Consider the following 15470-nt stretch of genomic DNA (forward strand, 5'->3'; position numbering starts at 1 on the left):
CAGTGGGAAGCCGTTTGATTGCATCGTAAAATGATAATGAGACGAAGGGAGAGAATTATATGCTTGAGGCGGTTGGACTAACGAAGCATTTTAAACAGCGCAAAGCAGTGCAAGACATTAACTTTTATTTAGAACGGGGAGAGATTGTCGGGCTGTTGGGACCGAATGGAGCGGGAAAGTCGACGGCGATTGCGATGATATCTTCTTTGGTTTCACCAACAAAGGGCAAGGTGCTTTTTGATCAGGAGGATGTATTAAAGAATCCGCAACTGTTACGTGCTAAATTGGGGGTTGTTCCACAGGAGATAGCTTTATATGAGGATTTAACGGCTAGAGAAAACCTTGAGTTTTTCGGTAGAATTCAAAAAATGAAAACAGCTGAATTGAAAAGGAAAATGGAAGAGGTACTCATACAAATCGGCCTTCAAGATCAGGGGAAAAAGCTAGTGAAACATTTTTCAGGCGGAATGAAACGACGTTTAAATATCGGTGTTGCCCTTTTGCATGAGCCGGAAATATTAATTATGGATGAACCGACTGTAGGGATTGATCCACAGTCGCGAAATTATATATTAGAGACAGTGAAACGCTTGAACCAAGAAAAGCAAATGACCATATTGTACACAAGTCATTATATGGAAGAAGTAGAATTCCTTTGCGATCGAATTTACATTATGGATAGAGGCAGTATCATTGCATCGGGTGCGAAAGAGGAAATCAAAAATATCTTATCAGCAGAGCAAACCATTCACGTAAAGCTTGAACGAGCAAATGCAGCATTTATTCAAGTATTAAAAGCTGAACATGTGATTACACGACTTGATGTACGTGATCATTTGGTGTCGATTGTTGTGCCTAAGGGTGTTCAATTATTTACTAAACTATTTAAAATAGCTGAAGAAACAGAGGCAGTGATTCTCGCTATCGAAATTCAAACCCCGACACTTGAGGACGTGTTTCTTCACTTAACAGGAAGGGCGCTGAGGGATTGAGGATATTTCTGTCTTTTATAAAAAAAGAATTGCTGTTATTTGTCCGCAATCCTCAAGAACTACTTGTTTTGCTTGGGATGCCTTTGTTGTTAATTACAATTCTCGGGTTTGCGCTTGGTTCTGTGCTTGATGGAGATCAGCAGCCTGTGAAAGGGAAAGTAGCACTCATTTTGCATACGAGTGAAGCAGAAGATTTTGCGGATTTTAAGGAGAAAATTGCTGAAATGCCACTACCTGATGAGGCAAGGGACCATCTATATGAACAGACCGAGAGTTTGTTGCCGATCACAATGTTGAAAAAAGAGATTTTTGGCCAGAAGGAGCTACAGTCGATCATCATGCTTGAAGAACAGCCAGTATCCCAATTGCAGGAAATAAAGAATGATGGAAGGTATTCAGCGATCATAGAGGTGCCTGCACATTTCACCATACAGATGCTAGAATCACTTTTTATGGAAGAAAAAGTAGTTCCTGCACTTACTGTTTATTCGAATGAAGGTAAAGAGTTGTCTGCCGCAATCGTGGAGGATATCGTAGCCATTTTCCAAGAGCGCTATTCTGTTTGGGGGGCATTAGGCAGAGAGGGTTTGCTTGGGGATGAAATTCCCGTTATGACAGCTGATGTCGATGGAGCGGTTGAAACACTAACAAAGAAGGAGATCAGTGCCTTTAGTTATTATGCGGTCGGGATGAGTGTGATGTTCGTTTTATTTATCGCATCAAGCGTTAGTTCATTGAGTTTTATGGAGAAAAAGTGGAATGTATTCGATCGGATATTATTGGCAAATGTACCGAGGTGGTCATATGTTGCGTCCGTTTTTTTCTCGGCTAAGGTGATTGCCTTTTTACAGCTGATGATTTTATATGCGGGATCAGCCGTCTTTTACGGTGTTCGTTGGCCTAATATAGCCGGATTCTTATGTGTGACGCTATCTCTGTGTTCGGCTGTCGGTGGGATTGCTGTTCTTTTGATGGCAATAAATAGCCGTCTTAATTCGGAGGCTGCGTCGAAGTTATTTATGAGTGGTTTTGTTGCAGTGATTGCCTTTATTGGTGGCAGCTTTACTCCTGTCGGGAATATGTCCGAATGGATGGAGAAAATTGGCCAATTGACACCGAATGGAGCAGCGATGTCTGCCTATTTGGAATTGCTGAGGGGAGGCACGATTGCTAGTGTGGCTGATCGTATTTTAGTATTGCTTTTGCTTGCTGGTGTACTTTCTGTTGTTACTTGGCTTATTTTTCCAAGGAAGGGGGGAGCAGTATGATTGGGATCTTGCTTACTAAATTTCGTTTGTTTGTCCGAAAACCATGGTTATTTATTATTATGACAGCTACTTGCATTCTGTTTGCCTTTTTCATTGGGAAAGGTAGTGGGAGTAAAGTTGAAGTACCAATTTTCAATGAGCTTTCAGATGAAGAGTTTACACCGTTTTTGGATGAATTAAATCAATCGGATTTATTTGCTTTTGTAAGTATGAAAGAGAAAGAGATGAAGTCTGCAGTACGAGAAGGAAAAGTGGAAGCAGGATTGCATATATGGGAGGATGACTTTCAACTGATCATTACTTCACAGTCAACAAATGTTCCCCTCCTTAAGCAGTATGTCCAAACCGCCTTTACGAAAAAACTACAAAAAGAACAATTACTTCATTCCTTTGCGTTGAAGGAGGAAAGATTACGCGCCGAGAAAGTTTGGGAACGTACTTTAGAAGAATCACTATTTGACGTTCATAAAGAAAACTTTCGCAATGGAGAAACTAGAGTCATTGATAACCAGCTCCAAGGAATTTTCGGTTTTTCTTTGTTTTTCGTCATCTATACGATCGCCTTTAATGTCGTTCATATTTTAGAAGAAAAGCAAGATCGTATCTGGGATCGAATGATTGTATCATCCGTTAAAAAGTGGGAAATGTATGTCGGAAACCTCTTGTACAGTTTCATCACGGGCTATTTTCAAGTTGTGTTGATTTTCGTTGCATTTCATTACGGCGCTGGAGTGGATTTTCATGGCGGTTTTGGAAAGACGCTTATCATACTTATTCCATATGTATTGGCGATCGTGGCGCTTTGTATGCTTCTTGCCGGGTTATCAAAATCAACTCGCCATTATAATGCGCTTATGCAGATTCTGTCGGTTAGTATGGCCATGCTTGGTGGTGCCTATTGGCCAATCGAAATTGTTTCATCCAAATTCATGCTTTTACTTGGGAAATGTACACCCCTTCTATACGGTATGGAGTCTTTAAAAGGAGCTACGATATACGGATATACGTACATGACACTTTTACAACCGATCAGCGTCCTATTGCTAATGGCAGTTGTGATGATGGGAGTAGGGATTACTGTGATGGAAAGGCGCAATGGATAAGCAGACACCAGAAAATTACGTTCAAGTAGCGTAATTTTTTTTGTGGAAAATTGGGAGATTAAGTGGGTGCCCAGTAACTTCGCGGCATGAGTCGCTAATAAAAACCGCGAGTGGCCAGTAACCCGTCGTGAGTGGCTCATAAAAACCGCAAGTGGCCAGTAACCCGGCATGAGTGGCTCATAAAAACCGTGAGTGGCCAGTAACCCGTCGTGAATGGCTTATAAAAATCGTGAGTGGCCAGTAACCCAGCATGAGTCGCTCATAAAAACCGCGAGTGGCCAGTAACCCGTCGTGAGTGGCTCATAAAAACCGTGAGTGGCCAGTAACCCGTCGTGAATGGCCAATAAAACCTGCGGGGCTTGGCACTACCTGGCTTTTCATGAAAAGATTATATAAATTCATAGTATTCCTAGATTCCTTCAGCGAAAATATACAATTTCCGATGATATTCCACATGGGGTACTCTTGACTGTATTATCAAATGATCAGTACAATGTAAGCGATGACAATATTATAATTGGGGTTTTGCGTGCATGAAAAATGCCTTTTCTAGAATAAAAGTTTCATATAGTAACCAAACGATAAAAAAGAAGCTCTTTATTTTGATTTCGATTATCATGGTAATTTCTTTTACATTTATACTAGCGGGACTGCAGTATGTTTTTCGCATTTATGATGAGCAAATTTACAGTAAATCTTCACAGGTGTTAAGTACGTCTTCCAATAGTATTGAAAATGAGTTGAAAAATATTGAGGATATGTCTTTTGCTATTTCTTCTGATCCGCTAATTCAACAATTTTTAACTACAATCGAACAAGAAAGAACGGAATATGAAAAATATAGAATACGTACAGACATCATTGATAATGTCTTAGGATATATAAAGTCTGAAGGATTTATTTCATCCGTAACCTTGGTCGGGGAAAACGGTGAACAATACACCGTCGGGACGAGCCCTGTTAATATTCCAGCACAAAAGCAAGCAATGATTATTACGCAATCGAAGGAAGCTACAGGCAGCAATATTTGGTTGAATCAGCTGGGAGACCAATTGTCGCTTATTTCAGCCCGGGAAATTAGAAGATACGAAGATTTAAGTTTTGATTCATTAGGTACAGTTATCATTAGAGTGAATTTGGATAAGCTTGTTCGTGGTTTAATGGAGGGATCGAGGGCGCTTGATGGTCACTTTGTCATTAGAAACGGAGAAAACGGTATTATGTATCCAAAGGAATCAAATGAAACACTCAAACAAATAGCTATATCTGTTCCTTCAAAATCGGGTTATCGCATTGATACAATTGGTAAAAAGAAATACTTTATAGTGCATATGCAATCGGATTATTCGAATTGGACATATTTAAACGCAATTCCTTTTAATCAAATTTTTGAGAAAACCAATATGATCAAAACAGTCTTATGGTTGATTTTTATTATCATGTTTATGGTTGTCACGTTTTTAGGGATACGATTTGCACGAAATATCACATTACCGCTAGAAAATTTGGCTACAAGTATGCAATATGTACAGAAAGGAAATTTTAAAGAGGCAAAAATAAGGTCCCTGCATATGACTAATGTCCACGATGATGAGGTAGGAAAATTACATAAAAGTTTTATGACGATGATCGATCAAATTGATGAACTAATATATGAAAATTATGCCAAACAAATTACGATTAAAGAGACGGAGTTTAAAGCACTACAAGCTCAGATTAATCCGCATTTTTTATACAATACACTTGAGTCTATTAATTGGCTGGCAAAAAGCAGCGGGCAACAGCAGATCTCTAAGATGGTAGAGTCACTTGGCTTTTTGCTTCGTAATTCAATTAATTTAAAAGAACCGCTCATTACAGTAAAAGAGGAGCTCGAAATCATTGAAAATTATATTACGATTCAATCATACCGTTTTGTAGAAAGGCTAGATTTCCACATTGATGTGGATCCAAGTCTTATCCATGCGAGGATTCCAAAATTGAGCTTGCAGCCACTTGTTGAAAATGCGATTCATTATGGATTAGAAACGATGATTGATCCATGTAGTATACAGATTCGTTCCGTTAAAAACGAGAAATACATCATGCTTGTCGTCGAAGATAATGGGCCGGGAATGGATCCGGATTTGCTTGAATTGGTGAAAAGTGGCGCAGTGAAAACGCGTGGTCAAGGGATTGGACTCACTAATATTGATGAACGCATCAAGCTATCTTTTGGTGATCAATTTGGCATTCACATTGAAAGCGAACTTAATCAAGGGACAAAAGTATTCATTTCATTGCCTTATGGGGAGGGAGTATGCCATGTATAAAGTGCTTTTAGTTGATGATGAAAGAATCATATTAGACGGAATCTCAAGCTTTATTCAGTGGGAATCATTAGGAACAAATTTGATTGGAACCGCTAAAAATGGGATGGAGGCATTTCGAATCATCGAGGAGCAACAGCCTGACATCGTCATTTCCGATATAAAAATGCCTGGCATGAACGGTCTCGAATTGGTGAAAAAAACAAACGCGGTTTATCCTGACATACGTTTTATTATGCTATCGGGCTTTGCTGAATTTGATTATGCTAAACAGGCGATGCAATACGGTGTGAAACACTATCTCCTTAAGCCTTGTAATGAACAAGCCATTATCGACGCAATGATAGAAATAATGGATGCGTTCGATCAGCAGCAAAACAAGGAGCAATTTGTTTTGGAGATGAAAGAAAGATTGGAGCAAGTGCTACCTTATGCGAAAGAACAGCTATTAAAAGAATTTGTGACACGTGATATGTATGGAAGCCGTGATCTAGCGTATTACCAAAGGATTTTTCGTTTGGAATGGAATGATCCTACGGTAAAGCTACTCCTTATTCAACTAGAAGGAAATTTTGATTATGAGCATATGTTTGCGATTAAAAATATATCTGAACAGCTATTAGAGCATATTATTCTTAGCTGTACGATTGAAGATTATATATTAATAATTATTGAGGATACTAGGGAAGAATTTCTCCATATACAAATTGAAAATATCCGGAATACATTTTTTAAATATTATCAACTTGATACGACAATCGCTGTAAGTGAATCTGGGAAGCTGTTTCAAGTGAAAAGGTTGTACGAAGAAGCGCTTGAATGTTTACAGCACCGCTTTTATTTAGGGGAAGGCACAATCATTACCAAAGCAGATATTTCATATAAGGCGGAGATAGATCAAACAGTTTTAAGATATAATGAACAAGCATTTTGCTTGCTGGTAAAATCCGGGCGTTGGGATGATGCAAAAAAGGAACTAGCCATATTTTTTATGCAATTACTCGAAATGCGGCTGGAAATCCAAACGACGAAGTCATATGTCATTGATCTCTTCAATGCGATGATTCGAATTTGTCATCCAGAGCAGATGAAAGCATATTTCGGACATATATCACAGCTTTTGGAACTGGAAACGATACGGCAAATGCAAAATTTATTTGAAGCGATTGCTAAAGAAATGACACTACAATTTTATGAGCAAAATAAACATACTCACTCTGCCATCATTCAAAAAGCGTTGCATACAGTGGAAGAGCAAATTGGAAATCCAGATTTGTCACTAAACTATGTTGCACAGGAAGAACTATTTATGAGTGCAGATTATCTCGGTAAACTTTTTAAAAAAGAAGTGGGAGAACGCTTTTCCAATTATGTCTCGAAAGTAAGAATGGATCGGGCGATGGAGATGATTCGAAACGATAGTGATGTTAAGGTTTTTGAATTAGCTGAAAAGCTAGGGTATAGTGATTCTCAATATTTTAGTCAAGTGTTCAAAAGACAGACAGGATGTACACCGTCAGAATATAAAAAAGAATCGTTTCCGTGGATTTGATTGCAAATTTCAGGTAGTACAAGGAGGTTTCGAAAAAAGGGGGTGGAAAATGGCTAAAAAAAATTGGCTTATACATTTGTCGATTATTATGACGATAGCTATCTATGGGTGTTCAAATAGTGCGGATATGGATATCCCGATAAAACAAAATCGTCAAGTGGCCACAATTAGACTTGCATGGTGGGGGGAACAGCCTAGGCATGAGTATATGATGAAGGTGATAGAACTATATGAAGAAAAAAATCCTCATATAAATATAGAACCCGAATACGCCAATTGGGATGATTATTGGAAAAGGATGGCACCAATGGCCGCTGCCAACGAGCTACCTGATATTATTCAAATGGATCTGCTTTATTTAAGGCCATATGCTTCCGGTCAATTGCTTGAGAATTTAACGAAATATTTGAATAAGGAAGTTATCAATACAAAAGCAATCAGCATAGAAATGCTTGAAGGTGGAGTTATTGCCAATCAGCTATTTGGTTTTCCACTCGGAATGAATGCTCCATCTGTGATTGTGGACCAAAATTTACTCGATTCTGCTAATACAGCTCTACCAGAATCGGATTGGACATGGGAGAAATTCAAAGAAACAGCCATTAGCGTTCATAATCAATTGGATATATACGGTACAAATGGAATGAAGCCACCAGAAGTATTTTTTCCCTATTACTTGCGGACTAATGGGGGAAGTTTATATAACGACGAGGGGACATCACTAGGTTATGATGATGACCAGTTATTTATTGATTATTTTAATCACCAATTGGAACTAGTTGACATTGGGGCATTCCCAAAACCAGATGTGACAGAACAGATTAAGATTATTGAGGATGAACTACTTGTCAACCAACAATCGCCCATGACATGGGGCTATTCCAATCAGTATTTTGGGTTCTTGTACGCTTCCAACAGACCACTTGAATTGTATCCTCCACCTGGACCAAATCAAACAGATGGATTGCTAGTGAAACCAAGTATGTTTTTCTCCATTGCGAAAAGCTCTGAGCAAAAGGAAGAAGCAGCGAAATTTATTGACTTTTTTATTAATGATTCCGAAGCAAATCAATTAATCCAAGGTGAGCGTGGTATTCCTGTATCAACAGAAATTGCCAAAGCTCTCTATCCAAACTTGAATGATGAGCAGCAAAAGGTGTTTGACTACGTAAATAAAGTGAGAGAAAACAGCAAACAGGTAGAAAAGCCTGATCCGATCGGTTCTATTCAAATCGTTGAACATTTGCAAAGCATATCAGAGCAAATATTATTTGAAAAAATAACACCAGCAGAAGGTGCAAAGCTATTTAGAAAAGAAGCAAATAGCATTCTATCTCAAAATTAATATGTAGACGTAATATAGACAATTTTTTAAGTCAACGAAGCAAATCACAGGGACGTTGCCATACGGCGGCGTCTCTTTTCATCGTGTGGGCGCAGGTATTATACTTTGCTAAGCAAGCATCTTCCGCTTAGGCTCGTACGATGGAAGTTATAACGGCGCTGCCACACGACGTGGCGTATTTAACCGTTGTTCCTTTATTGCTTAAAAATAACTGTTTTTTAAACAATCTAAACTGTTATTTAAATTCAGATAGTTCCAAATACATATACAATAGTAGTTGTAAGCACTTTCATCACTTTTAGGAGGGGGAAAAGAAATGAAGAGACTGATGTTTTTATTTTTAACGGCCATCATGGTATTTGTACTAGCGGCATGTAACGGTGGAAAATCTACCAATGGTGATAGTACAGATTCAGGAAAAGACAAAGGCGCAAGTAAAGATGAGAAAATAACATTGCGCATTGCATGGTGGGGTTCAGAGCCTAGACATAATTACACTGCTGAAATTATTAAGCTTTATGAAGAGCAAAATCCAAATGTGAAAATTGAATCAGAGTATGCTAGTTGGGATGATTACTGGAAAAAGTTAGCTCCGTCAGCAGCAGCAAATGAACTTCCAGACATCATTCAGATGGACTTATCTTATTTTTCACAGTATGCACAGAATGATCAGTTGGCAGATTTAACTCCATATGTTGGAAAAGAAATTGATACTTCGAATTATAATGAAAATGTTATTTCTGGCGGTATGCTAGATGATAAATTATATGGATTTAACGCAGGTGTCAATGTTGTTGGTTTCCATTACGATCCGGCTCTTCTTAAGAAAGCGGGAGTGGAGTCAATTAAAGAAGACTGGACATGGGATGATTATCAGGAAATCGCAAAAAAAGCGAAAGATGCTGGCCTTTATATCGATACGGGCATGAAAGCCGACGTCTTCTTTAACTATTATTTACGGACGCTTGGAAAATCGCTTTATAGCAAGGACGGTACAACTCTCGGATATGATGATGACCAAATGTTTATTGATTTTTTCAACATGCATTCGAAGATGGTTGAAAAAGAATATACACCTACTCCAGACTATTTAGCACAGCTAAAAGGAATTGAAGATGACCCTGTTGTGACGGAGGATGCGATTGGAATATGGCAATGGTCTAACCAATTTGTCGGATTGCAGCAAGTCGCAGACAGACCACTTGAAATGCACACGATGCCTGGGCCTGGAACAAAGGAAGGCTTGTATTTAAAACCAAGTATGTTCTGGTCAATGGCAAATAATTCGAAGCATAAAGAAGAAGCGGCGAAACTGATTGACTTTCTTGTGAATGATATCGAAGCAAATAAGTTAACGCTTGGTGACCGTGGAATTCCAGGATCATCGGTAGTAAAGGAAGAGTTAAAGCCACTTTTATCTCCTGAGCAAGTACAGGTCTTTGATTTTGTTGAAGCAGCTGAAGGAATCAGTTCTCCATTCGACGGTCCAGATCCAGTTGGGGCAGGACAAGTGATTGAACTAATAGATAATTTGTCAGAACAAATGAATTATGGCCAATTAAAAGTGGAAGACGCAGCAAAAGAGTTTAGACAGCAAGCGGATGGCATTTTATCACAAAACAAATAATGAGGTAGCAAAATATACAAGGCTCCTCCCGACACAATACGGCGGAGGAGCCTTGTTTTACAACTAATAGCACTGCTTCTAAGAAAGGAGATGCAACATGAATACACGAGCATTCAAGCAAAATCTAAGAGGTTACTTATTTATTAGTCCGTTTGTCATTGGATTTCTTGCTTTTACCCTCATACCTATTTTAACTTCGCTATATTTTTCTTTTACTAAATATAATTTGCTTTCACCACCGACTTGGATCGGTTTAGACAATTTTAAAAAAATGTTCTCAGATGATCCGAGATACTGGAAGTCATTAAAGGTAACCCTCATTTATGTTTTCGGAGGGGTTCCACTTAGACTCGCGTTTGCACTTTTAATCGCGATGATTTTGAATACCGCATCAAGAGCCGTGGGATTGTATCGAACATTATTCTATTTACCTTCATTAATTGGGGGAAGTGTAGCAGTAGCAATCATGTGGAGAAATATTTTCGGCGATACCGGACTCGTGAATGTAGCACTCACACTTATCGGTCTACCAGGAGTCCGTTGGTTCGGTGATCCCTTCGCTGCACTATGGATGCTCATCTTTTTATCTGTATGGCAATTTGGATCATCCATGCTGATATTCCTTGCAGGATTGAAAGGAATTCCGTCGACATACTTTGAAGCGGCAAGCGTAGATGGTGCAAGCTTTTGGCAAAAGTTCACTAAAATCACATTACCGATGCTGAGTCCTGTGATATTATTCAACACGATCATGCAAACCATTGCTGCCTTTATGACATTTGTACCTGCGTTTATCATTTCCAAAGGTACGGGTGGTCCGCTTGATGGTACTTTGCTTTATTCACTTTATCTCTTTAAACAAGGATTTGAGTTCTTCAATATGGGATATGCATCGGCAATGGCTTGGGTTATGTTACTCATCGTTGGTGTATTAACAGCTGTTGTATTCTTGACCTCGAAGTTCTGGGTCCATTACGAGTCGGAAGGTGGGAGCTAACAGATGGGGACAAAAACGGTTAAATCAGTCCATGCTGTACAATCTAAAGGGTCACCCAAAGCAGGAAAAACGGCCAAATGGTGGATTTATCATCTGTTAGTTGGAGCATTTGCTGTACTCATGCTTTATCCTGTCATATGGCTTATTATGAGTTCTTTTAAACCTAGCGCTTCCATCTTTATAACAGCGAAATCCCTCATTCCTGAAACATGGATATGGGATAATTATGTAAAGGGTTGGGAGGGAATTGGTGGAATTGGTTTTAATATATTTATTAAAAATACAGCGATTCTAGTTGCACTGACAATGATCGGACAAGTGATTTCCTCTGCCTTAATCGCCTTTGGATTTGCTCGGTTACAATTTGCTGGCAGAGGGTTTTGGTTTGCGTTAATGATGGTTACATTAATGCTTCCATATGAGGTTGTAATGATTCCACAATATATTATTTTTGCGAAGCTCGATTGGTTAAATTCTATAAAACCACTCGTCATTCCAGCATATTTTGGACATCCGTTTTTCATATTCTTGCTTGTGCAGTTTATTCGAACCATTCCGAGAGAATTGGATGAAGCAGCAACGATCGATGGATGTGGGACATTTAAAATATTTTATAAAATCATCTTACCGTTAATTACGCCTGCAATGGCAACCGCTGCAATTTTCTCATTTTATTGGACGTGGGATGCGCTACTTGGACCTGTCCTATATTTAAATAGCCCAAGTAAATATACAGTTTCCATGGCACTGAATATGTTCCTGAGTAATGAAACAGTTTCTAACTGGGGAGCAATGTTTGCAATGTCTGTCGTCTCTCTTATCCCTGTATTTATCATTTTCTTCATGTTCCAGCGCTATGTCGTGGAAGGGATTAGTACGAGCGGACTAAAAGGATAATAATAGACTCTCGGAATTTCGAGGCGTAAATCTGCCGAATTTCGAAAAAACTACTGGGAATTAAATTTTATTGAATATTTGGTATTCGTTTTCAAATTTTTACCTTTCTAAACGTATGAAACGTTCTGCTATATTTGGCTGTAGAGCAAGGGTTCTCGCAAATGTTTTCGACAGAAATAGCAACAATATTTCTTTTCTTTGTACAAAAACAAACTAAGCCTTTCGCGGAAATAGTATGAAAAAATGGCACAAGAAAATCTTGTACCATCCGGCTTGGTGAATGCCAAGTGTCTATTAATTATTAAAGGAGGCTGAACGAATATGGAAACGACATCTGGGTTGATGGGAGGTTTATATCGAGCATGTGATTGGATTATGAAGCTTGCGATATTAAATTTGCTGTGGATTTCATTTTCATTGCTCGGCCTCGTCTTATTCGGCATATTTCCGGCGACAGCTGCGATGTTTGCAGTTGTTCGGAAATGGGCTATGGGCGAGATGGATGTTTCAATTTTTAAGACGTTTTGGCAATCATATAAAAAGGAATTTTTGAAAAGTAATCAATTAGGGTTCATTATCACTCTTTGTAGCATTATACTGTATATCGATTTTCACTTTCTACAAATTACAACAAACAGTGTAATAAAAATGCTCTTTATTCCATTTTGGATCGTTGTGCTAATTTTTATTTGCACACTATTCTACGTATTCCCGATGTTTGTCCACTATAACATCAAGATACGCGATGTATTGAAAAATTCATTTTTCGTGATGATTATGAATCCTGTTCGCACGTTAATCATGCTAGCAAGTAGTGGTGGGTTGCTATTTCTTCTTACATTCGCTCCTCCATTAATGATGGTTTGTAGTGGTAATGTAATTGCACTCGCTATTATGAAACCTGCTTATAATGCATTCCAGAAAATTTAAAGCATACCATTTAACTACAAGTACAAAATATCCTTTGGAAAAGTAATGTATTGGAATTTTTTTGTTATCGATTTTCACAATGTTGTTCTTTTAAAGAATGTAAATTAGGAGTGTTCTAATCAATATTGTCACGAGGGGGATATAATGAAAATTTCAAACCGCGTTCTATGGCAGCTTAGCATTATAGTATTGATGTTGGTGCTCCTTACAGCATGCAATAAGGAGAATCATGTAGATGGAAAAACCGCTACATCCGGGGAATCTGGTGAATCGAAAAAGACAACGGAGATTTCGCTCATGTTTAATCTTCATGTGCCCGAAGTTCCAGATAAGAAACTACAAACATTGTTAGAGGAGAAGACAAATACCAAACTGGATATCCAGTGGATACCTGATAATGTATACGAAGAAAGATTGAATGCTGCTATTGCAACGGGAAGCTTACCAGATGTCTTTTTAATAAAACAAGTCACTTTTGAGCAACAAAAAGACGCGATTCGTGATGGACAATATTGGGAACTGGGTCCCTATCTTAATGAATTTGCAAACCTAAGTAAACTAAAGTCGGAAATTTTAGATAACACATTAGTAGATGGTAAAATTTATTCATTATATGCTGGTAGACCCCTATCAAGACAAGGTCTGATTTATAGAAAAGATTGGGCAGATAAACTTGGACTTTCCGCACCTACAAATACGGATGAGCTGTATGAAATGATGCGTGCTTTTACGGTAGATGATCCGGATGGAAATGGTAAAGATGATACGATTGGAATAACAGATCGTGGAATTTTAGGGACGTTTAGCAATTTTGCTACATGGCTTGGTTCGCCAAACTTATGGGGAGAAAAAGATGGTGAATTGTTGCCAGAATTTATGTTTCCTGAATATAAAGATGGAATGAACTATTTTAAAAAATTATTTGATAATGGCTATATTAACAAGGATGCTCCGGTTACAAGTAAAACGGATCAACAAGCGATGATTAAAAATGGGACAGCCGGTGTGTATGTTGGGACGATGGGTGACGTAATCACAATGTATGAAGATGCAAAAACGATAAATCCTGAGATAGAATTTGATGTTCATAATTATATTGAAGGTCCAAATGGAGAATATCGAACACGTTCTATTCCGGGCTATGGAAGTTTAGTCATGTTCCCGAAAGCAGCAGTGAAAACAGAAGAACAATTAAAAGATATTCTTGGATTCTTTGATTATTTAATGACTCCAGAAGGAGCGAATTTGTTAATCTGGGGGACTGAGGGTGAGCATTACGAAGTGATTGACGGTAAAGCCTCTATTATACAAGATAATCTGACAGCTTATGATCGCGAAGTCAGACCGTACACGCCATTTGAAATTGGTGAGCCAGAGACGAATGGAAGATACGACGGATATTTTGAATATGAACCAAGAGCAAAGGCAGATGAAATGTATAAAGATAATGATAATTATTTAGTGAAAGACCCGACGGTACCACTGGAATCAGAAACGTTTACACTTAATTCAGAACGACTAGGACAAATCATTGAGGATGCAACATATAAATATCTCCTTGGTCAAATAGATGAAGCAGGATTTGATGCAGCAGTGGAGAAGTGGAAAAAACAAGGAGGCGATAAAGTAATCGCAGAATTTAACGAATCATATAAAGCTTTGGAGTAAATGATTTTGAAAAATTTATAAAAAACCAAGGATTTTCTCGTAAATAGAAAATCCTTGGTTTTTATTGCAGATTAACGGGCAGTAAAACCTCCATTGCGTGGATTTTCACTTTATGTTGCGGCGTTTAATATACATCTAATCCTAGTTTCTATGATGAAATCTCACTCATTAAAGCATGTATATTGTCTTCTGTATCTTTAAAAAATGCCATCCAAGTTTCGGTTTGCCCCATTTTTGCTACGCGATGAGGTTCATTGATAAAAGAGACATCTTTATTTACAAAGTGTTCGAATGTTTCTTTTATATTTTCCATTTGAAAATATATGACAGAACTTGCATGGGCGAAATCCTCTTTTTCAGGCAGGCTGAGAAGCAAACGAACACCATTACATTCAAAGAATGCCATATTATCATTGTTAAATAGAAGTGGCAGATCTAAAATATCTTTATAAAACACGATTGCTCTCTCTAAATCCTTTACAGGTATCCCTATTTGCCCGATTTTTTGTATTGGTTGGTTTCTCAATATAAACGCCCCTTTATAGTTAAATTCCTTCTATATATCATTCGTGCAAAAGTTAAATTCCCCTTTAAAACTTTTCAAGAGAAAATGAACATGACATGAACTGTACAATTTAAATTGGTGTGCATAATAAAGAATATTCGACAAATTCCGAGGCGTGCCTGGCACCGATTGGTTAGGAAAAGTGATCATGAGGTCGGATTATAGAGTAAATATAGTTAAATATATAGATAACTTGATGAGAGGAATTTTTATGAAG

At 38.1% G+C, this 15470-nt stretch carries 12 protein-coding genes; 11 read left to right on the forward strand and 1 reads right to left on the reverse strand.

From position 1 onward, the window contains the following. The first annotated feature begins 59 nt into the window (after nt 1-59). The 11 genes from MHB53_RS19480 to MHB53_RS19530 all read left to right on the forward strand — a co-directional run bounded on the left by MHB53_RS19480 (nt 60) and on the right by MHB53_RS19530 (nt 14688). Complete coding sequence (locus MHB53_RS19480) at nt 60-992, forward strand: ABC transporter ATP-binding protein (RefSeq protein ID WP_340921532.1); 933 nt, start codon at nt 60-62, stop codon at nt 990-992. Beyond that, a complete protein-coding gene (locus MHB53_RS19485) occupies nt 989-2260 on the forward strand; it encodes an ABC transporter permease (RefSeq protein WP_340921534.1) in 1272 nt (423 codons plus the stop codon). Before MHB53_RS19480 ends, MHB53_RS19485 begins: the two co-directional genes overlap by 4 nt. Further along, nucleotides 2257-3363, forward strand: a complete 1107-nt coding sequence (locus tag MHB53_RS19490) for an ABC transporter permease (protein WP_340921536.1) — start codon at nt 2257-2259, stop codon at nt 3361-3363. Before MHB53_RS19485 ends, MHB53_RS19490 begins: the two co-directional genes overlap by 4 nt. 533 nt (nt 3364-3896) lie before the next feature. Further along, nucleotides 3897-5675 carry a sensor histidine kinase gene (locus MHB53_RS19495; protein WP_340921539.1) on the forward strand — a complete coding sequence of 593 codons (1779 nt, stop codon included), beginning with the start codon at nt 3897-3899 and terminating at the stop codon, nt 5673-5675. Next, nucleotides 5668-7224: a response regulator transcription factor gene (locus MHB53_RS19500; protein WP_340921541.1), complete on the forward strand. Its 1557-nt coding sequence runs from the start codon at nt 5668-5670 to the stop codon at nt 7222-7224. The genes MHB53_RS19495 and MHB53_RS19500 overlap by 8 nt, the downstream gene beginning before the upstream one ends. A 49-nt stretch (nt 7225-7273) precedes the next feature. Then, a complete protein-coding gene (locus tag MHB53_RS19505) occupies nt 7274-8569 on the forward strand; it encodes an ABC transporter substrate-binding protein (protein ID WP_340921543.1) in 1296 nt (431 codons plus the stop codon). A gap of 316 nt (nt 8570-8885) precedes the next feature. Beyond that, a complete protein-coding gene (locus MHB53_RS19510) occupies nt 8886-10196 on the forward strand; it encodes an ABC transporter substrate-binding protein (RefSeq protein WP_340921544.1) in 1311 nt (436 codons plus the stop codon). Between the two features lie 97 nt (nt 10197-10293). Then, nucleotides 10294-11193 carry a carbohydrate ABC transporter permease gene (locus MHB53_RS19515; protein ID WP_340921547.1) on the forward strand — a complete coding sequence of 300 codons (900 nt, stop codon included), beginning with the start codon at nt 10294-10296 and terminating at the stop codon, nt 11191-11193. 3 nt (nt 11194-11196) lie between these two features. Further along, nucleotides 11197-12090, forward strand: a complete 894-nt coding sequence (locus tag MHB53_RS19520) for a carbohydrate ABC transporter permease (RefSeq protein ID WP_340921550.1) — start codon at nt 11197-11199, stop codon at nt 12088-12090. A 321-nt stretch (nt 12091-12411) separates the two neighbouring features. Then, complete coding sequence (locus MHB53_RS19525; protein WP_340921553.1) at nt 12412-13020, forward strand: YesL family protein; 609 nt, start codon at nt 12412-12414, stop codon at nt 13018-13020. 144 nt (nt 13021-13164) lie between these two features. Continuing rightward, a complete protein-coding gene (locus tag MHB53_RS19530) occupies nt 13165-14688 on the forward strand; it encodes an extracellular solute-binding protein (protein ID WP_340921555.1) in 1524 nt (507 codons plus the stop codon). A 148-nt stretch (nt 14689-14836) separates the two neighbouring features. Here the strand turns inward: MHB53_RS19530 and MHB53_RS19535 are convergent, their stop codons facing one another. After that, nucleotides 14837-15214, reverse strand: a complete 378-nt coding sequence (locus MHB53_RS19535; RefSeq protein ID WP_340921556.1) for a VOC family protein — start codon at nt 15212-15214, stop codon at nt 14837-14839. Nucleotides 15215-15470 lie beyond the last annotated feature (256 nt).

The sequence above is a fragment of the Bacillus sp. FSL K6-3431 genome, assembly GCF_038002605.1.
Taxonomy (GTDB): domain Bacteria; phylum Bacillota; class Bacilli; order Bacillales; family Bacillaceae_C; genus Lederbergia.